The sequence below is a fragment of the Ligilactobacillus agilis DSM 20509 genome (assembly GCF_001436215.1).
In the GTDB taxonomy this organism is placed as follows: domain Bacteria; phylum Bacillota; class Bacilli; order Lactobacillales; family Lactobacillaceae; genus Ligilactobacillus; species Ligilactobacillus agilis.
On record NZ_AYYP01000072.1, the window covers coordinates 84,721 to 109,970 of the forward strand.

29 protein-coding genes and 1 pseudogene are annotated in these 25,250 nt (G+C 44.9%); 28 read left to right on the forward strand and 2 right to left on the reverse strand.

Going from position 1 to position 25,250, the window contains the following annotated elements; translation table 11 throughout:
• Positions 1 to 50 precede the first annotated feature (50 nt).
• Positions 51 to 638: a LysM peptidoglycan-binding domain-containing protein gene (locus FC14_RS09745; protein ID WP_056977791.1), complete on the reverse strand. Its 588-nt coding sequence runs from the start codon at positions 636 to 638 to the stop codon at positions 51 to 53.
• A 70-nt stretch (positions 639 to 708) separates the two neighbouring features.
• Complete coding sequence (locus FC14_RS09750; protein ID WP_056977793.1) at positions 709 to 1,833, reverse strand: hypothetical protein; 1,125 nt, start codon at positions 1,831 to 1,833, stop codon at positions 709 to 711.
• A 477-nt stretch (positions 1,834 to 2,310) separates the two neighbouring features.
• Here FC14_RS09750 and flgB point away from each other — a divergent pair, with 477 nt between their 5' ends.
• From flgB to FC14_RS09890, 28 genes and pseudogenes are all read left to right on the forward strand, one after another.
• Positions 2,311 to 2,694: a flagellar basal body rod protein FlgB gene (gene flgB / locus FC14_RS09755; protein ID WP_056977795.1), complete on the forward strand. Its 384-nt coding sequence runs from the start codon at positions 2,311 to 2,313 to the stop codon at positions 2,692 to 2,694.
• A gap of 12 nt (positions 2,695 to 2,706) precedes the next feature.
• Positions 2,707 to 3,123, forward strand: coding sequence for a flagellar basal body rod protein FlgC (flgC, locus tag FC14_RS09760; protein ID WP_056977797.1), 417 nt, complete (start codon positions 2,707 to 2,709; stop codon positions 3,121 to 3,123).
• A gap of 13 nt (positions 3,124 to 3,136) precedes the next feature.
• Complete coding sequence (gene fliE / locus FC14_RS09765) at positions 3,137 to 3,451, forward strand: flagellar hook-basal body complex protein FliE (protein ID WP_056977799.1); 315 nt, start codon at positions 3,137 to 3,139, stop codon at positions 3,449 to 3,451.
• A 20-nt stretch (positions 3,452 to 3,471) separates the two neighbouring features.
• Positions 3,472 to 5,091 (forward strand): flagellar basal-body MS-ring/collar protein FliF, encoded by a 1,620-nt coding sequence (gene fliF, locus FC14_RS09770; protein ID WP_056977801.1) that lies wholly within the window; start codon positions 3,472 to 3,474, stop codon positions 5,089 to 5,091.
• Positions 5,091 to 6,092, forward strand: a complete 1,002-nt coding sequence (gene fliG, locus FC14_RS09775; RefSeq protein ID WP_050612088.1) for a flagellar motor switch protein FliG — start codon at positions 5,091 to 5,093, stop codon at positions 6,090 to 6,092. The genes fliF and fliG overlap by 1 nt, the downstream gene beginning before the upstream one ends.
• Positions 6,079 to 6,834, forward strand: coding sequence for a FliH/SctL family protein (locus tag FC14_RS09780; protein ID WP_056977803.1), 756 nt, complete (start codon positions 6,079 to 6,081; stop codon positions 6,832 to 6,834). Before fliG ends, FC14_RS09780 begins: the two co-directional genes overlap by 14 nt.
• Positions 6,824 to 8,149: a flagellar protein export ATPase FliI gene (gene fliI / locus FC14_RS09785; protein ID WP_056977805.1), complete on the forward strand. Its 1,326-nt coding sequence runs from the start codon at positions 6,824 to 6,826 to the stop codon at positions 8,147 to 8,149. Before FC14_RS09780 ends, fliI begins: the two co-directional genes overlap by 11 nt.
• A gap of 18 nt (positions 8,150 to 8,167) precedes the next feature.
• The gene (gene fliJ, locus FC14_RS09790) at positions 8,168 to 8,590 is read left to right on the forward strand and encodes a flagellar export protein FliJ (protein WP_056977806.1); all 423 of its coding nucleotides are present in this window, start codon (positions 8,168 to 8,170) and stop codon (positions 8,588 to 8,590) included.
• Between the two features lie 12 nt (positions 8,591 to 8,602).
• Positions 8,603 to 9,790: a flagellar hook-length control protein FliK gene (locus FC14_RS09795; RefSeq protein WP_056977808.1), complete on the forward strand. Its 1,188-nt coding sequence runs from the start codon at positions 8,603 to 8,605 to the stop codon at positions 9,788 to 9,790.
• A 21-nt stretch (positions 9,791 to 9,811) separates the two neighbouring features.
• On the forward strand, positions 9,812 to 10,270 hold the full coding sequence (locus tag FC14_RS09800; protein ID WP_050612093.1) for a flagellar hook capping FlgD N-terminal domain-containing protein: 459 nt from the start codon (positions 9,812 to 9,814) through the stop codon (positions 10,268 to 10,270).
• A gap of 39 nt (positions 10,271 to 10,309) precedes the next feature.
• Positions 10,310 to 11,227, forward strand: coding sequence for a flagellar hook-basal body complex protein (locus FC14_RS09805; protein WP_056977810.1), 918 nt, complete (start codon positions 10,310 to 10,312; stop codon positions 11,225 to 11,227).
• 16 nt (positions 11,228 to 11,243) lie between these two features.
• Complete coding sequence (locus FC14_RS09810) at positions 11,244 to 11,462, forward strand: flagellar FlbD family protein (protein ID WP_056977812.1); 219 nt, start codon at positions 11,244 to 11,246, stop codon at positions 11,460 to 11,462.
• Position 11,463: 1 nt separating this feature from the next.
• Positions 11,464 to 11,970 carry a flagellar basal body-associated FliL family protein gene (locus FC14_RS09815; RefSeq protein WP_056977814.1) on the forward strand — a complete coding sequence of 169 codons (507 nt, stop codon included), beginning with the start codon at positions 11,464 to 11,466 and terminating at the stop codon, positions 11,968 to 11,970.
• A 17-nt stretch (positions 11,971 to 11,987) separates the two neighbouring features.
• A complete protein-coding gene (locus FC14_RS09820) occupies positions 11,988 to 12,362 on the forward strand; it encodes a flagellar biosynthetic protein FliO (RefSeq protein WP_056977816.1) in 375 nt (124 codons plus the stop codon).
• Positions 12,352 to 13,134 (forward strand): annotated as a pseudogene (gene fliP, locus FC14_RS09825) (flagellar type III secretion system pore protein FliP). The gene FC14_RS09820 and the pseudogene fliP overlap by 11 nt, the downstream one beginning before the upstream one ends.
• 18 nt (positions 13,135 to 13,152) lie before the next feature.
• Entirely contained in the window at positions 13,153 to 13,416 is a 264-nt protein-coding gene (gene fliQ / locus FC14_RS09830; RefSeq protein ID WP_050612098.1) for a flagellar biosynthesis protein FliQ, read from the forward strand.
• Between the two features lie 4 nt (positions 13,417 to 13,420).
• The gene (gene fliR, locus FC14_RS09835; protein WP_056977818.1) at positions 13,421 to 14,182 is read left to right on the forward strand and encodes a flagellar biosynthetic protein FliR; all 762 of its coding nucleotides are present in this window, start codon (positions 13,421 to 13,423) and stop codon (positions 14,180 to 14,182) included.
• Positions 14,183 to 14,186: 4 nt separating this feature from the next.
• Positions 14,187 to 15,257 (forward strand): EscU/YscU/HrcU family type III secretion system export apparatus switch protein, encoded by a 1,071-nt coding sequence (locus FC14_RS09840; protein WP_056977819.1) that lies wholly within the window; start codon positions 14,187 to 14,189, stop codon positions 15,255 to 15,257.
• A 16-nt stretch (positions 15,258 to 15,273) separates the two neighbouring features.
• Entirely contained in the window at positions 15,274 to 17,355 is a 2,082-nt protein-coding gene (gene flhA, locus FC14_RS09845; RefSeq protein WP_056977821.1) for a flagellar biosynthesis protein FlhA, read from the forward strand.
• A gap of 12 nt (positions 17,356 to 17,367) precedes the next feature.
• Positions 17,368 to 18,081, forward strand: coding sequence for a sigma-70 family RNA polymerase sigma factor (locus FC14_RS09850; RefSeq protein ID WP_056977823.1), 714 nt, complete (start codon positions 17,368 to 17,370; stop codon positions 18,079 to 18,081).
• 142 nt (positions 18,082 to 18,223) lie between these two features.
• Positions 18,224 to 19,375: an RNA-guided endonuclease InsQ/TnpB family protein gene (locus FC14_RS09855; protein WP_191979957.1), complete on the forward strand. Its 1,152-nt coding sequence runs from the start codon at positions 18,224 to 18,226 to the stop codon at positions 19,373 to 19,375.
• A 191-nt stretch (positions 19,376 to 19,566) separates the two neighbouring features.
• Positions 19,567 to 20,274, forward strand: a complete 708-nt coding sequence (locus tag FC14_RS09860) for a flagellar hook-basal body complex protein (protein ID WP_056977827.1) — start codon at positions 19,567 to 19,569, stop codon at positions 20,272 to 20,274.
• A 6-nt stretch (positions 20,275 to 20,280) separates the two neighbouring features.
• Positions 20,281 to 21,054, forward strand: a complete 774-nt coding sequence (locus FC14_RS09865) for a flagellar hook-basal body protein (protein WP_056977829.1) — start codon at positions 20,281 to 20,283, stop codon at positions 21,052 to 21,054.
• A 26-nt stretch (positions 21,055 to 21,080) separates the two neighbouring features.
• Positions 21,081 to 21,788: a cell division ATP-binding protein FtsE gene (locus FC14_RS09870; protein WP_056977831.1), complete on the forward strand. Its 708-nt coding sequence runs from the start codon at positions 21,081 to 21,083 to the stop codon at positions 21,786 to 21,788.
• Positions 21,789 to 21,909: 121 nt separating this feature from the next.
• Positions 21,910 to 23,199: a methyl-accepting chemotaxis protein gene (locus FC14_RS09875; RefSeq protein ID WP_056977833.1), complete on the forward strand. Its 1,290-nt coding sequence runs from the start codon at positions 21,910 to 21,912 to the stop codon at positions 23,197 to 23,199.
• Between the two features lie 18 nt (positions 23,200 to 23,217).
• On the forward strand, positions 23,218 to 23,724 hold the full coding sequence (locus FC14_RS09880; protein WP_050612107.1) for a chemotaxis protein CheW: 507 nt from the start codon (positions 23,218 to 23,220) through the stop codon (positions 23,722 to 23,724).
• On the forward strand, positions 23,714 to 24,205 hold the full coding sequence (locus FC14_RS09885; protein WP_056977835.1) for a chemotaxis protein CheD: 492 nt from the start codon (positions 23,714 to 23,716) through the stop codon (positions 24,203 to 24,205). Before FC14_RS09880 ends, FC14_RS09885 begins: the two co-directional genes overlap by 11 nt.
• Before the next feature lie 15 nt (positions 24,206 to 24,220).
• A complete protein-coding gene (locus FC14_RS09890; protein ID WP_056977837.1) occupies positions 24,221 to 25,249 on the forward strand; it encodes a protein-glutamate methylesterase/protein-glutamine glutaminase in 1,029 nt (342 codons plus the stop codon).
• The last annotated feature ends 1 nt before the right edge of the window (position 25,250 follow it).

Sequence of the window (25,250 nt, forward strand, 5' to 3'; positions counted from 1 at the left end):
ATAAGATAGAAAAAAGGCACTGAGGATTTCAAATCTTCAGTGCCTTTTAATTAATACCAATTATGGCTAAGCCAGTGTTCCTTAGCCTTAACCCAGGAACCATAGCGGTTATGAACGTAGTTATTAGCGGTTTTTTCTTGGTTAGCTGGAGATAGGTCGCCCTTGAGGTAGGCGAGGTCTAACTGATACTTACCATAGTATTTTCCGTTTTTCGCCGTGTAACTGCCACTTGATTCGTGGGCGGCAATCCAAGCACGAGCTTCTTCTTCGGCTTGGCTAGCCAGGCTAGGTACGGTTGAATTAGCCTGGCTGGTAGTTGCATTAGCCACCGTAGTCACGGTGCTAGCCTGACTTTGGTTAGCCTGCACTGGAGTGCTTGCTTGGCTTGAACTTAAGTTGATGACCTGGCCAGGGTAGATCAAGTCAGGGTTTGTAATGTGATTGACTTTGACTAGCTGTTCCGTGGTTAAATTGTGGTCGGCAGCAATCTGGCTTAAGGTGTCGCCTGCCTTGACCGTCACCTGGGCTTGGTTAAGCTGCTGGCTAAAAGCAACTTGCTGGCTGCTTAAATCTTTTTTAAGCGCCGAGTTAGGAAACAGGCCGGTGATTGTTGCCAACTGACTTGCTGAAACTTGCACGCAAAAATTCCTCCTTTTGGCTACCAATTATAAGCCAAATGCTCAGAAAAAAATAGGACAAAATTTTTTCTTAATCCCGCCGGGTCCGTTGGTAAAAGAAGCCGGCCGAAAAAAGGGCAAAAGCTGCCGCCAGCAGGGAATAAAGCCAACTGGTGGCGCCCTGGTGCTTTTTTTTCTTAGCGAACTTAGCCTGAGGGGCGGTATAGCTAGCTAGCTTACCATCGCCTTTAGCTTGACTGGCACTGGGCATTTTAGCTTGGGCCGCCTTAGTTTGCTTAGCCACGGGGAGCGGCGTTGTGGGGTTAGCTTGGACTTGGTAGTTGGGCTGATAGCTGGGCTGGCTAAAGCTGATTTGCTTTGGACTAGGTGGAAAGCTGACGCTGGTTCTTTGCTTAGCCGTCCGTAAGGTAAGTGGTTGTGAAGTTAGGTGTTGCTGGCTGGTTTTTAACTGGTTAGTCAAGTTGGTAACGGTAGTTTGTTCTTGACTAATTAAGGTGGCTAATGTGCTGTGAAACCGAGCTACCAACTGGACTTGCTTAGCTTCTAATTGGTTTAATTGGCTAGTAAGTAAGTTAAGCTGGGCCGTCATGGTCGCTAACTCTTCTTTAAGGCTAGCTAATTTGGCGGCTAGCTCGGTTAAATTAGCCTCCAAGTTTGCTTGGGTCTTGGTTAGCTCAGCTAGCTGGTCAGTAATTTGCGCAAGCTTAGCGGTCAGCTCAGCTATCCTGGCTGTTAATTCATCTGGCTGGGCGCTTGCATTTGCTAACTGTTCCTTAAGGTCAGCTAGTTCCTGGGTCAACTCAGCTTTGTTAGCACTTAAGTCTTGGAGTTGGAGCTTGACAGCGGTTAAGTGGTCGTTAAGTTGGGCTTGGTTGGCTAAAGTTTGGTCTAAGTCGGTTTGCTTAGCGGCTAGCTGGGTCTTTAGCACGCCAATTTGCCTAGTTAAATTGGTGATGGCCTGGCTGGTTGTTAGCCACTCTTGGTAAGCTGCTTGTAAGCTAGGGTAAGTTACTCCAGGATCTAATAAGCCTTGGGTTTGGTTTAGTCTTGCTTGAAAGCTAGTCAAAAAACTTAGCCGCTGTTGGTGAGCGCTCAGATTTTGACTAATGGTTTGCTTAAGTGGACTAGCAAGCACCGTGGTTGGTGGGGCTAACAATAACAACCCAGCCCCACCCAAATAGGCTTTGGTCTGCATAAAAATTCCTCCCTAAAAGTCAATAAATTAATAATAAAATAAAGCGGAAACAAAAAGCAAACCAAAAACGTTTACACAAACTTAAGTTCTGAAATTATGTATATACAAATGTCCAAAAATACAAAAATATTAAAAGCTAAAATAACTAAAGTATATTAATGTATATAATTATTTTTTGGATAATATCTGCTACATAAACTTTTATTTAATTAGTTTAGTAAAAAATAACCCGATTAAACCCTTATAAAATCAAGGGTTATCCGGATAAACCCAAAGTAAGAGCTTAAACTCATTTCTAACCATATTAATGGTAATGATAATTTAATTATTATCAATAAAAAAGATTGGTTTTGCGCTAAGATTGTTATTGTAAAACCCAACTTCCTGGTATATACTGAAAATATAACGGGAACTTAGAAAAATAACCAAATAACTAAAAACTGTTTAGCTTTTGGTTGGTAAGAAAGGTGGGATTAAATGGTCGCAAGCGAGAGCACTTATAGCTTACTAAGACAAGCAATGGCTGTATCTAATCAGCGGGCAAGCTTGATTTCCTCAAACATTGCTAACGTCAACACGGCTAATTACAAGGCAAAGCAGATTGTCTTTGAAAGCCAGCTGGCCGATGCCACCCAAGGCTTAGCCTTAAATCGGACCCATAAGGCGCATATGGGTTACCTAGGGGCAAGCCAAGGAGCTTATGTAACTGCTAATAATACCGGTGCAGTTAAGGAAAATGGAAATAATGTTGACCTGGATAGTGAGATGGTTAACCAAGCGATGAACACTATCTACTACGAAGCTTTAGAAAAGCAAATTTCAGGCCGACTATCAATGCGCAATTACGTAATTAACAATTAAGGAGTTATTTAAGTGAGTATTTTTAACGGATTACAAATTAATGCTAGCGGGCTAGCCCTCGAACGCTTGAAACTAGACACGGTTTCGACTAACATCGCTAACTTAAATACTAACCAGACGAGAAACTCGGCCGCCTACCATGCTAAGTCGGTGGTTTTTTCCGAGAATATGAAAACAAGTCTTAATAACGGGCTGACATCTTCAGGGGTTAAGGTGCTAGGGATTGATGAAAACCTGGACCGTAACCTAAAGTATGACCCGACTAATGAAGCAGCTGACGCTAATGGTTACGTAGAGCAATCAAACGTTAACCTCTCAGATGAAATGGTTAATATGATTCAAGCGATGCGGACTTATGAAGCCAATGTGTCTGCACAAGAGGCCAATAAATCGATTTTGACTAAGGCTCTTGCAATTTCGAAGAATTAGGGAGGAATAAGCGATGAATCTTGGAGCAATCGATCCAAGTTTGGCGGCCTATCAGGCTAATTTAGGCCAGAGTTTAGGTTTAACTAAGGAGCAAGCAACTAGTGCCAAGCAAACCTTCAGTGACTACTTGGATAAGTCAATGGCCAGCCTAAACCAGTCGATGGCCGTAGTTAATGACGGAACGAAGGACCTCGTTTCCAGAAAGGCCGAAGACTTGGGCCAGATCATGGTAAACATGACTGAAGCTCAGTTGAACTTACAAACGGCGGTTCAGGTTAGAAATAAGGTTATTACAGCCTACAACGATCTTAAAGAAATGCAATTTTAGTTGACCGGGAGGATATGTAAGTGGATAAAGTGAAAGATAGCTTGGCTAACCTCGGGCAACGGTGGCGTGACTTAAGTCGCCTGGCACGGATTGCAATTATTTTAGGTTTGGTTAGTCTCCTGACGGTTGGGGGGATTATCTACTACCTCCAGACTAAGGTTGACTACGGGGTTTTATTTTCTAACCTCAGTCAGGCGGACGCTGGCAAAATTACCGAACAGCTAGAAAAAGAAAACGTGGCCTATAAGTTGGCCGACAATGGCTCAACCATCTTAGTTGATAAAACAAAGATTGACCAAGAACGAATTAACCTGGCGATGAATAATGATTTGCCTAACACGTCTAAGGGCTTTGATTTGTTTGATTCGACTAGCGTAATGACGACCGACCAGGATAGAAAAATTCTCTACCAACGGGCCTTACAAGGGGAATTGCAAAACGCAATTCAATCCTTAGACGCCGTTTCAGCCGCCAAGGTCATCTTGGTAATGCCAAATAATAGTAGCGTCTTTAGTGATAGCAGTGACAATAACAAAGCTAAGGCCTCAATAACCTTGACCTTGAAAAACGGCACGATTTCTAACCAAGCCGTTAGGGGGATTGTTTCCTTAACGACTGGTGCCGTTAACGGCTTAAGTCCTAGCAACGTGAAGGTAGTTGACTCGAACGGAAACGTCTTAAATTCCGATACGGCTAGCGGAGACGATAATACGGGTGGCAGCTCTAAATACATTGCCATGCAAAACAAATACGCTAGTCAGTTAGAAAAGAAGATCAGAAGCATGTTACAACCAACTTTAGGCGACACGAGCTTTACCGTTTCGGTTAACGCTAGTTTGGATTTTAACGCGGTTGAAAATAAGACGACGACCTACGCTAACCCGCAGGTTCGTTCGGAAGCAACCGCGGCCGGTGGGGATGCCGCTACGGTTTCATCAGCTCAGACCGCTAATGAAGCCAGCAACGTAGCTAACGTTACTAACCAACAAAATGGCAATAACGCTAGCTCCTCTGCTAGCTATAGTCATACTCAAAATAACGAGTTAGACACGAGTGTGACTAAGACAATCCAGGCTCCCGGCACGGTTAAACGGCTGACGACTTCTGTCTTAGTTAACCGGCGCTTGAGTCGGAAGAACCGGGCTGACATTACCCGGGCAGTGCAAGCAGCCATTGGCTTTGATGCTGGCCGTGGGGACGCGATTGTTGTGCAGGGAATGACCTTAAATAACAAGCGTAAAACAACGGCGAGCCCTAAGGCCACGACCGATAACAAATCCTTCCCATGGTTATACCTAGGAATTGGGGGCGTTATTTTAGCCCTAGTTATCGGCGGACTAACCTTCTTTATGATTAGACGCCGGCGGGCCGCTGAAGAAGAATACTATGACGATGATTACGATGTCGATGTCAGTGACGAAGAAACACCGACAGCTACTGAACAGGCGGATGAAGTTGAAACACCAGCACCAAGTCCAGTGGTCGAAGAGCCTAAGGTTTCACCAGAAGTTCAAAAACAACTTGACAGGGATGAACGGGCTCGCAATTACGCTATGGAAAATCCTGAGGTTGCTGCCGACTTAATCAAGGCCTGGATGAAGGATGAAACTAACCGCAAGGCAAAGAGAGGAGGTAAATAATGGCAGAGATGGACGGCTTTAAAAAAGCAGCAATTTTGATGATTTCATTGGGAACTGAAACCTCTTCGCAGGTCATGAAGCACTTACCGGCTGACGTGATTCAAAAGGTCAGTTACGAAATTGCTAACACGGATGTGGTTAGTCCTGAAGAAAAAGACCAAGTATTAAACGACTTTGTTAATACCGCCCAAGCCCGGCAATACGTCTTGGATGGGGGGATTGACTACGCTAAAAACGTTTTAAAACAGGCTTTAGGTCCCCAAAAAGCCAAGGAAGTCATTGATTTGCTCACGCAGATTCAATACCGGGAGCGGCCTTTCAATATCGCTCGTAAGGCGGATGAACAGCAGCTAGTCAACCTCTTGTTAGATGAACATCCGCAAACTATCGCCTTGGTTTTATGTTACATTCAACCTGACAAGGCGGCGCGGGTTTTATCTGAATTTCCCAAGGAATTACAGGTCGATGTGGCCGAAAGAATCGGGACGATTTCTTCAACTTCGCCTAAGATTATTCACCGCATCGAAAAGGTGATGGAAAGTAAGTTCTCAACTTTAATCGAAAACGACTCCGAAAAGGTTGGGGGTGTCAAGGCCTTGGTAGATATCTTAAACTCTGCCAGCCGGAGCACCGAAAAATCTATCCTGGGCGACTTGGAAAAGACCCAGCCTACTCTGGCCGGCGAAGTCAAAGCCAGCCTATTTACCTTCGAAGATATCGTTACCTTGGACAAGATGGACGTTCAAAAGGTATTACGCGATGTGGCCAACGATGTCTTAGCCTTAGCGCTTAAAGGTTCTAATGATGACATTAAGAACTTCATCTACGAAAACCTTTCTAACCGGGCAGTTGATAACTTGAAAGAAGAACTCGAATTCATGGGTCCAACCCGCTTGTCTGCTGTTGAAGAAGCCCAACAAGAAATTGTGGGGGTTATTCGCAAGTTAGACGAAGCCGGTGAGATCTACATCGGAAGAGGTGAGGAGGATGCCGTTGTATAACAACGTGGTTAAGCAAGGCGCACTCTTAAATGGCAAGAAAGCTCCGATTGTAACGGCCCAGCCTAAAAAGCACCCCCAGCAAGCCGATTTGTTGGCTGACGGCAACCTTACTCCGGAGGAGTTAGAGCTAAAGCGCCAGTCTAAACGCCAGGAAGCTAAGCTCAACCAGCTCCGCAGTGAAATTATTAGCCAAGCCCAGGCTGAAGCCCAGCAAATTAAAGACCAAGCCCACCAGGCTGGTTTTGAAAGTGGGCAAAAAGCGGGCTATGAGGCTGGTTACCAGGAGGGATTAACCGAAGGAAATAAGGTTGCTACCGAAATTGTTAACCAGGCCCAGGCTAATTTAGAAGCTGCTAATAAAGAAGTGAAAGACTTCGTTCAAACCGAAAAGCAGGCCATCATCAACTACGGGATTAAGATGGCGGAAGTGTTACTTAAGTCTGAACTCAAGGCTGATTCAAGTAAAATTTTGGCCTTGCTCGAGCCGATTTTGTTTGAACTAGAAAAGCCCGACCAGGTGATTATTGTTAAGGCTCACAGCCGTTATCACCAGGATTTAAACCAGCGCTTGGAAATTATGAAGCAAAATAGTAACGTCCGCTATGCCATCCTGGATGACAATAGCCTCGGAGTTGATAAGGTTGTGGTCGAATCGGATGAAGCCTTGTTAACCTTAGACATTCATGAAGAGTTGGAGAATTATTTTAAAGCATTAATTGAGAAGGAACAAAATGAAAATTGATTTTGACGAATTAACTAACGAGGCCCGCCTCCACCGTTTTTATTCTAAGTACGGTAAGGTTGCCGAGGTGGTCGGTTTGATTATCAAGGCCACCGGCTTAGAGGTTTTTGTGGGGGAGATTTGCGAAGTGCAGGTTAAAAACTCCCACAAGGTCGCGCTAACAGAGGTAGTGGGCTTTGTTAAGGATACGGTCTTATTGATGCCACTCGATGACCTAGAAGGCATCGGTCCTGGTTGTATAGTCAGGGCGACTAAGAAGACACTGCAAGTCAAGGTGAGTGATGGTTTACTTGGCCACACCTTAGATGGCTTAGGTCGCCCCTTTGATCTGAGTGATGTCGATACAAGTTCTTTAGTCGATTATCCGGTTATGCAAGATTCGCCAGATCCCTTTAGGCGCCAGCCCATCGCTAACATCATGAGTACCGGGATTCGGGCCATCGACGGCTTACTAACCGTTGGTGAGGGTCAGCGGATTGGGATTTTTGCCGGAAGTGGGGTGGGGAAATCTACCCTGCTAGGGATGATTGCTAAATACTGCCAGGCCGATGTGATTGTGGTCGGCTTGATTGGTGAACGGGGCCGCGAAGTCTTGGAATTTATCCAAAAAGACCTAGGGGAAGGTTACCAAAAGTCAGTGGTCGTCTGTGCGACCTCCGATATGCCACCGTTAGTTAGGTTAAAGGGGGCTCACACGGCGACTGCGATTGCTGAGTACTTCCGCGACCAAGGTAAAAAGGTGGTCTTGATGATGGATTCCGTTACCCGCTTTGCCATGGCCCAACGTGAAATTGGGCTGTCGATTGGTGAACCACCGACTACCAAGGGTTACACTCCATCTGTTTTTGCTGAGTTACCCAAGTTGCTTGAACGAAGCGGGATGTCTGATAAGGGGTCAATTACCGCCTTTTATACGGTCCTAGTTGATGGCGATGACATGAACGAGCCGATTGCCGACGCGGTCCGGGGGATTTTAGACGGGCACATCATCTTATCACGTAAGATTGCGGCCCAAAACCACTACCCGGCCATCGATGTTCAAACCAGCCTTAGTCGGTTGATGAAGGGGTTAGTTAGTGAGCAGCAGAGTAAGGATGCCAGTGCCCTGCGCGAAAACTTAGCCGCTTATGCGGACGCCAAGGATTTGATTGACATTGGGGCCTATAAAAATGGCTCTAACGCGGTCACCGACTTTGCCATTAAAGTTCACCACCCGATTGATAGTTTCTTGAAACAAGAAGTTAGCGAGTACTCAAGTTATGAAGAAACTGTCACGAAGTTGCACCAGTTATTTGATCAGACGTCAGTCTTATAAGCATAGAGGGGAATCGGAATGGAAAAATTTCAGTTTTCTTTAGAAAAAGTTTTAACCTACCGGCAACAATTAGAGCAAGAAGCTAAGCTTGAATTTGCGGCGGTTCAACGACAAGTCAACGAGCGCGAAGCCAAGTTAGACCAGATTGCTAAGGAACGAGCGCAAATGCTAACGGTCCCTGAACAAACATTAGGGCGCATGCAAATCCAGCACCGCTACTTGGCCCAACTTGAACAGGTCAGTAGTGAATTAAAGCTTGAAGTTGACCAACTGCAAGGTAAGCTAGACCAGGCCTTAGATGGCTATGTTAAAGCTCAACAGCAACGCAAGGTAATCGAAAAGCTCCGGGCTAAAAAGGAAGCCGAGTATCAGCAAGCGTTCCGGCAGGCTGAACAAAAACAGCTAGATGATCTAGCTAACCGCAAGCAATTAATCAGTTAAGGAGGTGAGTTAATGCTAAAAAATATCCCCCTAAATGTTGCTAACCAAACTTTAGGGACGACAGGTAATGACGACCAGACTACCCCGCTGGTAACCAGTGAGCAGGTCTTGGACTTTAGTAAGTTACTGGCCCAAGTAACAACTGAAACAAAGCCAGTGTCGTCACCGTTAGAAGAAACAACTAACCAGCAACAAGCCTTAAAGCAACAACCCTTAGATCAAGCCCAAGTAAAAGATGCACTAGCGCCTAAGGAAGTTGAGGTGGTACCGCTAGCCAGCTTAACTAATGCTAAGACTAGCGCCCAGTTAGAGTTAGAAGAACTAGGGCAAAAGCAGGCTGCAGTTGAAAAACAGTTACCGGCCGCTACCGTTAATGACCAAGTGAAGCCAGTTAAGGTGGCAGTTACAATTGCTGGTAAACAAGCGGACCTTCAGCCAGTTGATTTAGGGCAAAAGCCAACTACGCAGCTAAGAGAGCAACCGTTAGCCGTTCAGTTAGTTCAACCTGACTTAAAGCTAAAGCCTAATTTGACGGCCGTAAAGGTTAAGCAAAGTCCGACTAAAATAAGTGGTCAGGCTGATGAGCAAGTTGACTTGGGGCAGTTAGCCCTCTTAACTAGTGCAGTCTTTAAGGAAAACCTAGCGGTTGCTAATGGTCAGACTAATCTGAAAACTAACCTGCCTAGTCAAGTTCAAGAAATTAGCTTAACCACCGGCCAAACTAGTGAATTGGACAGCCTGGCTAATAAAATCGTCGCGGGCTTAAAGAGTGAAAATTTGAACGACCACAAGACCTTAACTCTGCAGATTAAACCAGAAAAGTTAGGGAAGATGGAAGTTAAATTTAAGGCGACAGCTGAGAACTTTACGCTTGAATTTAAGGTAGAAACTAAGGAAACTAAGGCCATCTTAGAAGCTGTTTCAGATAAATTACAAAAGATTATTGATAAGCAGCTGAGTCCGACTTTTAGTCAGGCCTTGAACCTGCAAGCTCCAAGCGAAGTTTTAAAGGTTAGTCCAAGCCAAACTGCTAGTGAGATGACTTTGGGTCAATTTGACTTTGACCAGGGTCAATCACAACAACGGCAATTTGGTCAAACACACCAGACTAAAAAAGCAAGTCCCAAGCAAACCGTAACTTTGGTAGAAGATAGTCCTGCTAATCCCCAAGTTACTGGTCAGGTTAGCATTTTAGTTTAGTAAATAATAGAGGAGAAAGTTATGGATGTTGCTAATTTAAGTGATGCGGTAGCTTCGTTAGCTACTAATCCTAATTTAAAATCGGCAAGCCAACAAGCACTTGCCAAGAGCAATTCTAAGTTAGATATGGAAGCCTTCTTAAAAATTATGGCTGCTTCGATGAGTAATCCTTCCTTTAGTGGGGATTCATCTTCTGGCGGTGCTAGCGGGGCGACCGATTACGTTTCCCAGTTAGCTCAGTTTTCAGTCTTACAAGAGCTAACCGACTTAGAAACAACCATTGCTCAATCAGCTGCTATTCAGCAGCAACAACAAGCCTTTGCCCTGATGGGTAAGAAGGTAATGCTAAATGACGGTCAAGGCTCAACAATCGAGGGCACTGTTAGTGGTGTTCAATTTTCAAAGGGTTATGCCAAGTTAATGGTTAATGGTCAAGCCTACTCAATGGGGAATTTAATCCAAGTAGGCGATGCCAAATAAATTATAGTAAATAATTAATAGTAGAGGAGATATTAATTTATGTTACGTTCACTTTTCTCAGGTGTTAGTGGGATGAAAAACCTACAAACCGATTTAGATATTGTCGCTAATAACATTGCTAACGTTAATACGACCGGGTTTAAATCCAGTCGGGTTCACTTTGCAGATACTTTTAGCCAAACAGTTGCTTCTGCATCAGCGCCAACTCGAGGTAACGGGGGGACTAACGCTAAGCAAGTCGGTTTAGGGGATCAAGTTGCTTCGATTGATACCAACATGACATCTGGGTCAACCCAATCTACTGGAATTGCCACTGACTTTTACATTACTGGTAGCGGCTTCTTTATGGCTAAGGATGCTAGTTCCGGGCAAACTTACTTTACCCGTGACGGGGCTTTCCAACGTGATAGTGCTGGTAACTTGGTTAACAGTAATGGTTATTTAATTCAAGGGGTTAATACGGTGGCTAACCCAATCTTATATGCTAACTATAACGAAAATAGTTTAACAACCCCAACAACAGTTAATGCCACCCAAGGGATTACAATTCCCCCAACTTTGACCTACCAAGGCCAAAATTATAGTTTTAATAGTTTCTCCGTTGATAGCAACGGGGTGGTAACTGGTGAATACAAGAATACCACTAATACTGATGCCGACGCGCAAAAGTTTGTTTTAGGGAAGTTTTTACTTGCAACCTTCAACAACGCGGCCGGCCTAGAAAAGCAAGGAAACAACTTGTATTCAGCTTCTAATAACTCAGGGACACCAATTGTTGGTGACGTTGGTCAAAACGGGGCCGGAACCGTTCAATCCGGGGCCTTGGAAATGTCAAACGTTGACTTATCAACTGAATTTACCAATATGATCATCGCTAACCGGGCTTACCAAGCCAACGCGCGGATTATCACTACCTCAGATGATATCTTGCAAGAATTAGTTAACCTTAAGAAATAATTAGGGGTGGACGCTTGTGATTAGATTGACCAGTTTTAAGGGGAAGACATTTTATTTAAATCCTGACCTCTTATATAGAATTGACGAAACACCGGACACTGTCTTGACCTTGACGGACGGTAAGAATCTGGTTGTGAAGGAAACTGCCAGTGAAGTGGTAGCTTTAATCATCACTTACCGGCAGAAAATTTACCGCCAACCGGTAACTAATTTAGTGGAAAAAGTAGGGGATTAAAATGGCAAAAAAAGTACCAAAAACAGAGGAACAACCGGAAGCAACACCAAAGAAAAAAGGGAATAAGCTAGTTTTGATTCTGGCCTTCATTTTATTAGCAGCTGCTTTTGGTTTTGGGGGCTCATACCTAGCCAATAAGTACATCCTGCCTAAAAAGGCGGAGGCTGCTAAAAATGACAAGACAACCATCTCTAAGGATGAAGTGTTAGTTCCAATTTCTAAGTTTGTGGTTAACCTTTCGGGCAATAGTAATAATAACTATCAATACATTCGCTTAAAGGTATCCTGCCTAGTAGCCGATAAGGATGCAAGCGAAAACCTAACTAAGTCAATGCCTTTAGTTCGCGACAGCGTGATTAGCGTGCTTAACTCTAAAACGGCTAATGACTTGTTAGAAGCTAACGAGGGAATTAATAATTTAAAGACGGCTATCAAAGATAAAATCAACCAGGAATATGGGCAAACGATTGTTAAACAGGTTTATATAACGGATTTAGTAATTCAATAAGTTAGAGGGGTCAGTAAATGGAAATGGCGTTAGCAGTAGTTAGGTTAATTATTGGACTAGTGGTGGTCATCTTTTTAATTAACGTTTTAATGCGCTATTTAAACAAGTACACCACCCAAAATAATGACAGTTTGCGGCTGGTTTTGCGGGTGGCACTTTCTAAAAATCTTAGCTTAGGAATCGTTGAGATTTTAGGGTCTTACTACGTGGTCAGCATGTCCGAGCAAAAGTTAGAAATCATTCGTCAGCTAGACGCTGAGGAAATCGAGCAATTAGAAGCTAACCTAGCCCAAAAGCAGGCGGCAAACGAACAGCAGGTAGAAAAGTTCAAAGAAATTTTTACTAAGGCCAAGTTAACGGTCAGAAAGGATCATAAGGATGATGAAGATTAAGGCGCGTCCAAGCAAGGTTTACCTCCTAGCACTTGGACTTAGTTTAGGCTTGTTATTGATGGGGCTTTTTCCTGAGGCCATCCACGCGGTAACGACTAACGAACTATCGTCTGAACTAAATAAGGCTTTAGGTGGTACCAGTGACACCAAGACGACGATTAACACCTTCGTCATGCTGACCCTCTTGTCTTTTTTACCGATTGTTTTGGTAATGACGACTTCGTTTACCAGAATCATCATGGTCTTATCCTTTACCCGGTCGGCTTTGTGAACGCAAACCAACCCGCCTAACCAGGTGCTAATGGGCTTGGCCTTGTTTTTGACCCTCTTTACGATGAAAACTACCTACACTAATATCTACCAGGACGCATACAAGCCCTATACTGAAAATAAAATTTCGCAAACCACGGCCTTGAGTCGGGCGGAAGGCGAGATGAAAAAGTTCATGTATAAGCAAACCCGCTCCAAGGATATTAAGTTGTTTTTAGACTTGGCCAAAGACAAGCACCGCTACCGCAAGGCCCAGGACCTGCCCCTGGTCAGCTTGGTTCCAGCCTTCGTAATTTCCGAGATGAAAACGGCCTTTAGCATCGGTTTTTTAATCTACATTCCTTTTTTGATTATCGACATGGTGGTCTCCAGTATCTTGATGTCGATGGGGATGATGATGTTATCACCGGTAATGATTTCACTACCGTTTAAGTTACTGTTATTTGTCCTAGTCGACGGTTGGTATTTGTTGGTCCAGTCACTAGTGGCAGGATTTCATTAGGAAAGAAAGGAGTAGGCGATGACAATTTCACTCGTGTTAACACTGATTCGGGAGGCATCACTAAGGATTTTAGTGGTTTCCGGTCCGGCCTTAATCGTCTCGATGATTGTCGGCTTGATTATTTCAATTTTTCAGGCCACCACGCAAATCCAGGAGCAAACCTTAACCTTTGTGCCGAAGTTATTTGCGATTTTTATAACAATCATCCTGGCAGGCAACTTCATGATTACGGTCTTGCTGGAATTTACCCGGTACGTGTTTCGGATGATCAGTCAGCTTTAAGAAGATGGACTTTGCACAAATATTAGGCTTGATTTTGTGTCGGATTTCGGCCTTCATCGTCTTAGCCCCCTTGTTTTCTGAACGGGGCTTTCCCAGGATGGCCAAGTTAATCGTGGCTGTCTGTCTGACCGTGGCTGCCTTTCCAGAGGTTACGACTAGTTACCGGGCAGTCTCGGGTGGTTTGTATTTACTGTTGGCTTTAAAGGAAAGCTTGTTTGGAATGGTGATGGGTTATATCAGTAAGCTCGTCTTTGATGCGGTCACCATGTCCGGGGTCTTCATTGACTTTCAAACCGGCCTCACGATGGCCCAGGCCTATGACCCGACCTTTCAGGTACAAAATTCGACCTACGGGAAAATTTATAACTGGATGGCAATTATGGTCTTTTTTGCCTTAAACCTTCACTTATTAATGATTAAAGGGGTTATGTATTCCTTTGAGATGATTCCCTTAGGGACGGCCAACATTTTAACCGGGTCGGTGATTGAAGGGATTGTCAAACTGTTTGTTAAAGCCTTTGCGATGGCAATCAGTTTAGCGGCCCCCTTGGTAGTGGCGGTCTTGGTGGTCGACGTTGTCTTAGGGGTAATCGCGCGGACCATCCCACAAATTAATGTCTTGTTATTAGGGATGTCAATCAAAACGATTGTGGCCTTAATTTTGTTTTTACTGGCCCTCCCTAACGTCGTTGACTTTTTACAGGCCAACTTACCGGCGGCCTATACCAACATTGTCGATTTAGTCAAAGCTTTAAAAGGACGGTGAGTAAGTGAATAACGATAAGTCTGATAAGACCGAAAAGCCCACCCCCAGACGGATTCGGGAGGCGCGCAAGGAAGGCCAGGTTGCTAAGAGTCAAGATTTAGGCGCAGCCGCCGTCCTCTTAGGCTTAGCCGGCTTCTTCATTCCGGCCTGGCAGTTTGTTATTCAAAACTACCTGCCCTACATGGTAGCTTCGCTGCAAAACCTGACCATTTACCAGGCACAGATGAATGACCTGCCTAAAGTGGCCTTACAAGCAATTTGGTTGGTGGTTTTGGGTTCGTTGCCCTTTATGGCGATTTCTCTAGGGATTGGGTTATTTATCAACCTCGTTCAAACCCGGCTTAATTTCAGTGTCAAGGCCATAAAGCCGGACTTTAAAAAACTCAACCCGCTAACCGGGGTTAAAAATATGTTTTCCATGCAGGCCTTGATGAACCTGGCTAAAACAATTGCCAAGTTAGCTGTGATTGTTTACCTCTGTGTTAAAAAGTATCAGGCGGCAATTTCGACAATCGCCCAGCTAAGCCAAATGGAAATGGGGCAGATTTTATACTTCGTCTTGCACTTTGCCCAGGAATTGATGCTCCAAATCGCCTTGGTCTTCTTGGTTTTAGGCGGGTTAGACTATATTTATCAACGCCATAGCTTGATGAAACAGTTGAAGATGTCTAAACAAGAGATTAAGGAAGAAGTTAAGCAAAATGAAGGGGATGCCAATATCAAGGCCCAACGCAAGGCGAAGTACCAACAGCTGCTCCAAAATGCGATTGCTAACGTTAAGGATGCAACGGTGGTCATTACCAACCCGACTCACTTTGCGGTGGCCATCCAATACGAAAAAGATGGCTTAGGGATTCCCCAAGTCATTGCCAAGGGGGCAGACGAGATTGCCCAGAGAATGAAGGCAGAAGCCAAGAAGTTAGACGTACCGATGGTGGAAAACGTCCCCCTGGCCCGGGGCTTATACGCCAAAGTTAAAGTCGGCGACGTGATTCCGGACGAGTTCTTTGGGCCGGTGGCCGAAGTCTTAGCCTTAGTTTACCAATTAGAAGAGGAAGCTAAGCATAAAATTTAAGGAAGGAAGTTTGTAAGTGGCAGGACAAAGCAAGAAAAAAGCTAAAGGTAATAAACTCCTCGCGGCGGATATCATTATTTCATTTGTAGTCGTAGGGGTGATTGGGTTAATCATCATCCCTTTACCGGCGGCGGTCTTAGACGTTTTAATCGTAACCAACATGGCGATTGCGATTAACATTTTACTAATTACTTTGTTTGCAAAGTCTGTCTTGGAATTTGCAACCTTTCCCACCTTACTGTTGATTACGACGATGTTTAAGTTAGGCTTGAATATGGCCTCCACCAGGTTGATTTTAACCGATGGGTCTGCCGGTAAGGTGATTGCGGCCTTCGCGGACGTGGTGGCCGGGAGCAATTACATTGTCGGAATTATCCTCTTTATCATCATCATGGTCGTGCAGTTGGTCGTGGTAACTAATGGGTCCGGCCGGGTAGCCGAAGTTTCTGCCCGCTTTACCTTGGATGCCATGCCCGGTAAGCAAATGGCGATTGACGCCGACTTAAACAGTGGCTTAATCACGGAAGAACAGGCTAAAAACCGGCGGAAGGATCTGCAAAGGGAAGCCGATTTTTACGGGTCCATGGACGGGGCCAGCAAGTTCGTTAAGGGTGATGCCATCGCCGGGATTTTAATCGTCTTGGTTAACCTTATCGGTGGATCGATCATCTTTAGCGCCAACGGCTCAATGTCAATCGTTGATGCTCTCGGGCAGTTTGGTAAGCTCTCCATCGGGGACGGCTTGGTGTCATCGATTCCGTCGCTGTTGATTTCGATTGCGTCTGGGATTATCGTGACCCGGTCTGGCAATGACGGCTCCTTTGGGAAAGACATTGCCGCCGATGCCATCAGAAACCCCAGCCTGTTTAGGATTGCCTCTGCTATCCTAATTATCTTAGGCTTGGTGCCGGGTTTTCCAACCATCCCCTTCATGGTCTTAGGGGTCGGCTTGCTAGTAGCTTCGACGATGATTACTTCTAACGAAGAAAAGAAGCAGGCGGCCTTTAGGCGGGAACAACAAAAGCTGGCCTTAGCAAAACGCAAGTCTAGTCAAGAAGAAGACGAAGACGTGGCTTCCTTCCAGGTTGAACCAATCGCAGTCGAAATCGGCTATGGCTTGGTGTCGTTAGTCGATAAATCGCAGGAAAATAGCTTGATGAAACAGGTGGTGGCAATTAGAAAGCAAACTGCCCATGAACTCGGGATTTTGGTTGCCCCAGTGAGAATCCGCGATAACCTCTATTTGGACGCCAATAATTACTCGATTAAAATCCGGGGCAATGAAGTGGCCTTTGGTGACGTCTATCCAGACAAGTACATGATTATCTCTAACGGGCAAGACGAATTCCCATTCCAAGGGATTCCTACCAAGGAGCCGGCCTTTAAGCTCGATGCCTTATGGATTGATGAGGCCGATAAGGAACAAGCCGACCTGCAAGGCTACACGATTATCGAGCCGTTAACCGTGATTGCTACCCACTTAAAAGAGGTCATTTACGGTCACGCTTCAGAGTTATTAGGGCGTCAAGAAGTTAAGACCCTGCTTGAAGGAATCAAGGCAGCCAATAACGTCGTCATTGATGAATTAATTCCTGATATTTTACGCCTCGGTGAGGTCGAAAAGGTCTTGCAAAACCTGTTGGATGAAAAGATTCCAATTAACGATTTAACCACGATTTTAGAAACCCTGGCCGACTATGGGACCGTTACGAAGGACACAGAAGTTTTAACCGAATACGTGCGTCAGGCCTTAAAACGGACGATTGCTAACAAGTATTCAGAAGACGGCCGGACCTTAAACGTAGTGACGGTTCACCCTAAGACCGAAGAAATGATTGCCCAAAGCATTCAAAAGACGGCCACGGGCTCTTATCCGGTCTTAAACCCAGATGCGGTTAACCAGGTTTTACAGGCGGTAGACAAGGTCCAAGCGCAACTGGCAACCAAGGAGCAATCCTATGTAATCTTGACCTCGCCAAAGATTCGGCTAGCCTTCCGGAAGTTAATTGCCTTTAACTTCCCTGACTTAGCCGTCGTCTCGTTAAACGAGGTTCCTAATGAAATCACGATTGAGGCCGTGGGCATGATTGAAGTATAAGGAGGGATGGATATGTATGAAGTTGATTTGGAAAGCCAGGTCTTAAAGTACCTGCCGTTAGTTGAGCGGATTGCCAGCCGGATTTCTGTAAAAAATACCAACTATGAGTATGAAGATCTCTACAATATCGGGGTCATTGGCTTAATCGACTCCCTTAAAAAGTATGATCCCTCTAAGAAAGTCCCCTTTGGTGGTTATGCTTCAATTCGGATTAAGGGGGCAATCATCGACGAAGTCAGACGCCATTCCAAGTTGCCCCGCTACAAGATGAATTTAATCAACGAATACTACCGGGCCAAAGAGGAACTAGAAAGCCAAGCCCAACACACTGCCAGTGACGAAGAAATTGTCGCTAAGATGGGCATCGATTTGAACCAGTTAGGTGAAATCTACGACAGTATGCACTACCTGGCTTCGGTCTCCTTGGAGGGAACCATGTTTTCCAAGCAAGAAGACCAGATTCATCTAGCCGACTTATTGGAAGATCAAACTGCTACTGACGCGGAAGAAAACCTGCTAGTAGCTGAGCAAAAGCAAATCTTAGCCAAGGCGATTAAGCGGTTGACTGAAAGGGAGCAGCTGATACTAAGTCTCTACTACCAAGAAGAGGCCACCCTTAAGGAAATTGCGGCCGTGCTAGACATTTCCATCGCCCGGGTCTCGCAGTTACACGGCAAAGCGATTGCTAAATTAAGGGCCGATATTCAAAAGGAGCTTAACCGTTAACGAAAATATATTTAAAACATACTCAAAAGCTATCTAAGATAGTCAATCAGAAAGTAAAAATGTGAGATTGACAAATTTTAGAACTTATGTTTTGAATTTTGTTTAAGAAAGTGCTATCATCTCTGTAATAGGAGGTGAGACCATGCTATGCGTACAAAAGGTTAGGCTATATCCTAATCAAATTATGAAACAAGTGCTTGATGATTTATGTGATTATCGCAGATATTGTTGGAATCAAGGCTTAGCTTTATGGAATGATATGTATGATGCTTCCTTAGTTTTAGGAGATAAAAAATTACGTCCAAGTGAACGTAAGGTTCGGGACGAATTAGTTGCTAACAAGGAAGATTGGCAGTACCAACTGTCGGCCCGTTGTTTACAGCTAGCCATTTCTGACTTAGGTAAAGCTTGGCAAAACTTCTTTAAGAAGTCATTACCGGATTGGGGCAAACCAAAGTTTAAGTCTAAAAAGACAGCCCGCCAAGGTTTTAAAACAGACCGAGCTCAGATTGTTAACGGTAAGTTACGGTTGGATAAGCCGCACGGGGTTAAAGCCTGGGCTGATATTAGTTTTAAGGGCGCTAATGATTTAAAGGGTGAATTAAAAGTTGTCTCGATTTATCGTGAAAACGGTAAGTATTGGGCTAGTTTACCCTTTGAAGTTAAGGTGACGAAAAAAGCTAAGACCGGACAACAGACAGCTGTTGATGTTAACGTCGGTCACTTTGACTATCCTGAAGGTCAAGTCAAAACTTTACCTAACAACTTAAAGGCCTTGTACAAACGCATTAAGCATTACCAACGCCTCTTAGCTAGAAAACGAGTGGCAAATGGAAAGAAAGCGACCCAAGCAAATAACTACGTTAAGACGAGAGCCAAGTTACAACGTGATTATCGTCGGGTTGCCAATATCCAACATGATATTGTCCAAAAGTTTACCACCATGCTAGTCAATAATTATGACCGCATTGCCATCGAAGATTTAGCAGTCAAACAGATGCAGATGAGTCATGTTGCGTCTAAAGGCTTACATCGGTCAATGTTTGGCTATTTCAAGCAGGTTTTAAAATATAAGTGTGAATGGTATGGCAAGGAGTTAATCTTAGCGGACCGTTACTATCCAAGTACCCAGCGTTGTTCTCAGTGTGGGCATGTTAAGACTGGCACAGATAAAGTCGGGCTTGACGGCAACAAGAAACACAAAACTAAGCATAGTGAATATATTTGTTATGAGTGCGGGGCAGTTATGGAACGAGACGAAAATGCCGTGAGAAACTTACTTGCTTTACTGTAAAAATAAACGGGGTGGGCTACACCCTTAAGCTACAAGAGTCAGTCACTGTCATTACCCCCAAGTTGGGATATGGGAATACTGGTGTTGACGGTAGTAAATAAAATTAGGAAAGGAAAAGCTATATTCTTTCTCAAATGTAATCAGTTACTATATTTGATTACGTTTGTTTACATTTATGTAGCAGCTAACAAATGATTAGAGGATTAGATACACTGCGCGCCGACTTTAACGTCTTACAGGCGCGGCAGCAAAACTTAAGTAGTAACGTGGCTAACGTTAATACTAGTGGCTACCAGCAAAAGCACTTATTTCAAGCAGCCCTAGCAGACGTTAGGTTACATAATTATGAAAATGGCCCCCAAAATGACCAATACAATGGCTTGGTTGGGGGAATTAGCTGGCACAACCAGATTAGTGGTGCCAAAATCGATACCACGATGGGGGCGTTGAAGCACACCGAGCGCCCGACTGATTTTGCGATTAACGGGGACGGCTACTTCGTAGTCCAAGGCCCTAATAACCAACAACTTTACACCAAGAACGGTAACTTCCGCTTAAACCAGCAAAACCAACTGGTGACCCAGGAAGGCTACCCGGTTTTAGGCGCTAACGGACAAGCGGTAACAGGAACAGCTAACCCCAACTTGATGGTGGTAACCTTTAACGACAATAACAATATCCAAAATCTAGGGGCTACTTACTACACCACCACCGGGGGCGTTAGTCAGGTGCAAAACCTCCAGGTGCAAGCCGGCTACTTGGTCGACTCTAACGTCTCAATGGCAGACGCGATGACCGAAATGATGCAGACGGTGCGTGAATTTCAGTCGAGCCAACAGGTCCTAAGTGCCACTAACCAGACTTTGGACAAGGCCGTTAATAATTTAGGGAAGGTGTAATAACTAATGGGAATCAATAACTTATTTGCCACTAATGTTACCGGCGTAACTGGCTTACAAAGACAACTTGATATTATTGCTAATAACGTGGCTAATTCAACCACCACCGGCTATAAGGCCCGCCAAGCTTCTTTCCAAGAACTACTGAACCAGGATGTAAAAGCCGGCGTTGATCCGGCTAGCCAACCGTTGGGGTTAAACGCCGGCCTTAACGTTACTAACCAAGCACCTGATTTTAAGCAGGGTAACCTAGAAGAAACCGGCCGCCAAACCGACTTAGCCTTAAATGGCCCGGGCTTTTTTGGCCTACGAGACGCTAACGGTAACCTCTACTTGAGTCGGGACGGGGCCTTTTCCTTTGATAGCGACCAAAATTTAGTTTCGGCACAAGGCTTAAAGGTGGAACTAAACGAAAGCCTGCCCAAAGCTCAGTGGCCTAAGGGGACTTTAAAAATTGGGCGTGACGGGCAGGTCTACATTAAAGAACAGGATCAAACCACTGCGGTGGGGCAGTTAGTTTTATACCAAGCCCAAAATAACGAGGACTTACTAAGTGTCGGTAATAATTTATACCAAGTAGCCCCAGGGCGGACTTTACAGTCGAATTTGACCGGGGCTAACGTCGGGGCGGTCATTCAAGGTAGCCTCGAAAGTGCCAACGTCGATTTGGCGGCAGAAATGTCCAATTTGATTATTGCCCAACGGTCTTATTCAATGAATACGCAGATGCTAAAGGCCAACGACGAATTATGGGAAGCAATTAACGCTTTTAGTCGCTAGCTTTAGGGCACACGGGAGAAGAGAAGATGATTAGGTTTAAACAAGTTAGCAAGACTTATGGTGAAAATTTAGCTTTACGCCAGGTCAATTTTGAAATTAAGCAAGGTGAGTTTGTCTACTTAATCGGGCCTTCGGGTGCGGGCAAGTCCACCATCATCAAGCTGTTGACAAGGGAAGAACTGGCAACCAGTGGCCAGGTAATCATTGGCAACACGGATCTAAGTAAGCTCAAGGACCAACACGTCTATAAGTTGCGCCGCCAGCTAGGCATCGTCAACCAGCAAGATGTGTTCTTAGAAAACCGGACCGTTAAGGAAAACTACCAGGCCGTTTTAGGAGCGACCGGGGTGGCTGAAACGGAGTGGTTGGCTAAGATCAAGCGGACCTTAGATCTAGTGGGTTTAGCCGCATACTTAGACGCTTACCCCCGGCAGTTATCGGTCGGGCAAAAAAAGCGGGTGGCCATCGGGCGCGCCATGCTCAACCGGCCGAAGATTTTACTAGCCGATGAGCCGACCGCTAACTTGGATCCTAAGACGGCGATTGACATTATGCGCCTCTTTTTTAGGATTAACCGGCAACAAACCACGGTCCTAATGGCGACGCACGATAGTACCATCGTTAATACCTTTATGCGGCGGGTGTTAGAACTGGAAGAGGGTAAATTAATTAGGGACCAAGCTGCTGGAAACTATAACGTTTTCGGAAATCCAAATGATATTTATATTTTATAATTAAACGCTTAACTATTTACCAAAACAGCCGATTAAATAAGTGGAAGGTTGTTTAAGAATTACTTAAACTAATTCTAGAATTGAGCGTGTATACACAAGTATACGAGAAAGGATTTTTGCCATGCAAAATGTATTTAGTCGTTTCAAAAAGATTAACGGAAAGTCGTTTATTCCGGTCGGGATTACCCTGTTAATCCTGGTTTGTTGTTATTTCTTCGTGATTAGTGGCAACGCCGATTTAGCTGCTAGTTTCTGGATTTTTAGTCTAGTCGTCTTGATTCTTCAAGCCCTAGGGATTTGTCTAGCCAAGATGTATTTCACGGGTGCGACCGACCAATCAATCGCTAACTTAGAAGACAAGATTGCCAAGGTTTCCCAGGGGGATTTACGCGACCTAGAATCAATGGTCACAGACGATAAGGAATCCATCGCCGGCCGGGTGCAAACTTCCCTTTTAGGGATTGCTAACGCCTTTAAGGGAATGGCAATTGGGATGAAGGAAGAAACTAAGGAAATCGAGCAAATGGTCACTAAGTTGGGGAATTTGACCGACAATGCTAAGGCCTCCATCTCGGATATTCGCGATAGCATCGCTGATATTGCCGACAAGTCAAACCGCCAAAACTCCGAAACAGACCAAACGGTTGAATACATCAACCAACTTGCAGATGATATCGACAGCATCAACGCTGATATTAGCCAAATGGTAGCCCGGGCCGACCAATCACGGGAAAGCAACGAACGCAACTTCAATTTGATGCATGACGTTGCTACTTCTTGGCAAGAAGACCACCAAAATCAAACCCAGATTGTTAAAGAAATGGATAACATGAACAAGGATATCCAAAGCATTGGTAACATCGTTAACTTGATCAATGACATTTCTGAACAAACCAACTTACTAGCCCTCAACGCTTCCATCGAAGCTGCCCGGGCTGGGGAAGCTGGTCGCGGGTTTGCCGTGGTGGCCGATGAAATTCGCTCATTAGCTGAACAATCCAGCAAGTCAACCAAGGATATTAGAGAAATCATTGAATCTATCCGGGACAAGTCAGAACACATGACAAATGACATTAACCGCTCTTACAAGAAGGGCCAAGAACAAAGCCAAGACATTGAAAAGGCCATCGGGGCAACACGGGAAATCACTGAGTTGGTTAATAGTTTCAATACGAGTCTAGATTCAATCAAGGGTCGGATGGCTGATGTGATTAAACAAAAAGACGTCGTAACCGAAGCTTCACAACAAGTGATGGACTCAATGACCTCGATTTCCGCCTCAACCCAAGAAGTTAATACCAACGTTGATGACTTCTACAAGATGGTCCAAGAACTTGAAAAAGATGTAGCTCACCTAAAGGATGCATCCGAAATCAAGAAATTAAACGCAGCCGCATTTATTACTGACTAGGCTAAGGGGGAAGAAGCTGTGGAACAATACATTGTGTTTACAAGTCATGACCAATTATTTTGTTTACCGGTGACGGTGGTTAGAAGAATCGTGGAGGCAGAAAACTTTGTGCCGATTCCAGACGTACCTGCTTACATTTTGGGCGTCTACGAATACGAAGAACAAATGCTACCTATCATTGACTTAAAGGCCAAGTTATTTAACGACCCCACCGTTAAAAATACCGAAAATAAGGTCATCTTATGCCAATGGCAAGAACAAACCATCGGGATTTACGTTGAGTCAATTCGCGGCATCATGATGCTTGAAGACACCGACTACGAACGGGAATTGACCAAGGCTAAACTCAAGCGCGGCTACATTGGCAAGTTTTTGAAACTCGATGATGAAGTGGTTATCTCACTTGAACTAGAGTACCTCTTCAATAACGAGCAAGCCCAGGAGTTAATGGATTCCGTGGACCAAGCCAAGGAAGATCAAATCTTAAACCAGCCAGCAAAGGATACTGAGGGCGATGATCAATAGTTCTTTGCGGGTCGGAATTGCCGATTATAAGGTAGCTAAAGCCCCGAATAGTTTGATTACAGTGGGGCTGGGTTCATGTGTGGGGACCTTTATTTATGACGAACGTTCTGGCGTCGGCGGGCTTAGCCACATCATGTTACCCGATAGCTCACTTTATACGGGCAGTTTAGCCTTGAATCCGGCTAAATATGCCGATACCGCCTTAGAGTTGATGGTAAAAGAATTAAAGCGTAAGGCTCCTTATGGACGCTTTAAGGCCAAAATCGCTGGGGGAGCTAACATGTTTGACTTTAATAAAACTCTAAAAAACGGTAATGTCGGTAAGAGAAACGTAGAGGCAGTGGAAGCAGAGTTAAGTCGGCTCCACATCCCCTTAATCGCTGAAAATGTCGGCGGTAACTCTGGCCGCACGATGCGGGTTAACCTTGAAACCTTCGAGGCGACAATTAGTATCGTGCACCATGATTCAATCATTTTATAAATAGGGGGGATTGTAATGATTAGAATTTTAGTGGTAGATGATTCAGCCTTCATGCGCAAGGTGATTACAGATTTAATTGCAAAGATGCCCGGCATCGAGCTAGCAGGCGTTGCCCGCAACGGGAAAGCGGCAGTCGATTTTGTTAAGGCTGATAGCGAGTTAGACCTAGTCTTAATGGACGTGGAAATGCCTTTGTTAAACGGCTTGGAAGCCTTAAAACAAATTAAGCAGTTCAGTAGCGTGCCGGTGGTTATGCTTAGTGCTTTGACCAACCAGGAGGTAACGATTGAAGCCTTAGAGTCCGGGGCGACTGACTTTGTCGAAAAGCCTACCAACATCATGGCCATTAAAGACGACTGGATTAGGGAATTTTTTGCCAAGATTAAGGCGGCCAGTCGCCAACAAAGGCGGCCGTTAAGTCGGCGACGGGAGGTGGCACCTACCGCTACGACCAGTGGCCAGGTTAAGACTAGCCTTGAGTTACGCCGGAATTTAAAGGCGGTCGTAATTGGTTCCTCAACCGGGGGGCCACGGGCACTCTTACACTTAATTACCGCGCTCCCGGCCCGGCTTGCGGTACCGGTTATCATCGTTCAACACATGCCTAAGGGCTTTACCAAGACCTTTGCAGAAAGAATGGATGCCGAAGCCAAGCCCAAGGTTAGTGAGGCTAGCGACGGAATGCTCTTGAAAAATGAGGTTTACCTAGCTCCCGGTGATTATCACATGGTCATTAAAGATGGGCGCTTGCATTTAAACCAAGAGCCAAAAATGCACGGGACCCGGCCGGCGGTTGACCCCCTGTTTGACTCGGCAGCTGCTTACTACGGCCAAAACTTAGTCGGCATCATCCTAACTGGGATGGGTAAAGACGGGGCAGAAGGAATGGGGACCATCCTAGCTAAGGGGGGTTACACGATTGCCCAAGACAAGGACTCCTGTGTCGTCTTTGGCATGCCACGAAGCGCCATTGAAAAAGGTGTGGTTAACGAGGTCTTAAGCCTAGACCAAATTCGGATAAAATTAGAGGAATTAGTGAGGTAGC